Source organism: Streptococcus sp. HMSC065H07 (assembly GCF_001837325.1).
GTDB classification, from domain to species: Bacteria; Bacillota; Bacilli; order Lactobacillales; family Streptococcaceae; genus Streptococcus; species Streptococcus salivarius_H.
Map to the genome: position 1 here is coordinate 1 of NZ_KV832051.1, position 1,578 is coordinate 1,578.

1 pseudogene is annotated in these 1,578 nt (G+C 42.8%); it reads left to right on the forward strand.

Going from position 1 to position 1,578, the window contains the following annotated elements:
• Positions 1-1,578 (forward strand): annotated as a pseudogene (locus tag HMPREF2637_RS11600) (accessory Sec-dependent LPXTG-anchored adhesin); the annotation flags it as partial.

Consider the following 1,578-nt stretch of genomic DNA (forward strand, 5'->3'; position numbering starts at 1 on the left):
CAGAATCACAATCAGTGTCTAACTCAGAATCAGCGTCAGAGAGTGCGTCTGTATCTGAATCACAGTATGTATCAAACTCAGAATCAGCGTCAGAGAGTGCATCAGTAAGCGAATCACAATCAGTGTCTAATTCCGAGTCAGCCTCAGAAAGTGCGTCTGTATCTGAATCACAATCAGTGTCTAACTCAGAGTCAGCATCAGAAAGTGCGTCTGTCTCAGAATCACAGTCTGTATCAAACTCAGAATCAGCGTCAGAAAGTGCGTCAGTAAGTGAATCACAGTCTGTTTCAAACTCCGAATCAGCCTCAGAAAGTGCATCAGTTTCTGAATCACAGTCTGCTTCAAACTCAGAGTCAGCGTCAGTAAGTGAATCAATTTCAGAATCACAATCAGTATCTAACTCAGAATCAGCCTCAGAAAGTACTTCTGTATCAGAATCACAATCCGCTTCAACTTCAGAATCAGCGTCAGTAAGTGAATCAATTTCAGAATCACAATCCGCTTCAACTTCAGAATCAGCGTCAGTAAGTGAATCAATTTCTGAATCACAGTCTGTATCAAACTCAGAGTCAGCCTCAGAAAGTGCATCAGTTTCAGAATCACAATCAGTGTCTAACTCAGAATCAGCATCAGAGAGTGCATCAGTTTCAGAATCACAGTCTGTTTCAAACTCCGAATCAGCCTCAGAAAGTGCATCAGTTTCAGAATCACAGTCTGTCTCAAATTCCGAGTCAGCGTCAGTAAGTGCTTCAATTTCAGCTAGTGAGTCAGCATCATTGAGTGAATCTCGAAGTACAAGTGCGTCAGTTTCGGCTTCTGAATCAGAATCATTAAGTACATCAAGCTCTTTGAGTGCTTCTGTATTTGAAAGTCAGTCTCAAGCCTTCAGTGCTTCAATTTCTGCAATCATTTCAACTGTTGAGTCTATTTCGAACTCTGCTTCAAGCTTCATTTCAACAAGTGAATCGATTTCAACATCTAACTCAGCATCATTGAGTGAGTCAGTGTCATTGAGTGCATCTGTTTCAGGCTCACAATCAGTATCTAATTCTGAAAGTACATCTGTAAGTGCATCAGTTTCAGAATCACAATCAGTTTCAAATTCTGAGTCTGCATCAACAAGTGCCTCTATCTCAGAATCACAGTCTGTTTCCAACTCACTTTCAGCGTCAGCCTCAGCGAGTGTCTCTGCATCAGAATCAGCGAGCACATCAGTTTCTGTATCAGAGTCAGCGTCAGCAAGCACATCAGTTTCTGTATCAGAGTCAGAATCATCAAGCGTATCTGCATCAGTCTCTGCGTCAGCCTCAGCAAGCACATCTGCATCTGAGTCAGCTTCAGCATCTGCATCAGAATCAGCAAGTGCATCTGAGTCAGCATCTGCATCAGAATCAGCAAGCACATCAGCTTCAGTCTCTGCATCAGAATCAGCAAGTGCATCTGAGTCAGCATCTGCATCAGAATCAGCAAGCACATCAGCTTCAGTATCTGCATCAGAATCAGCAAGCGCATCAGTTTCTGTATCAGAGTCAGAATCAGCAAGCGCATCTGAGTCAGCATCAGCATCAGAATCAGCAA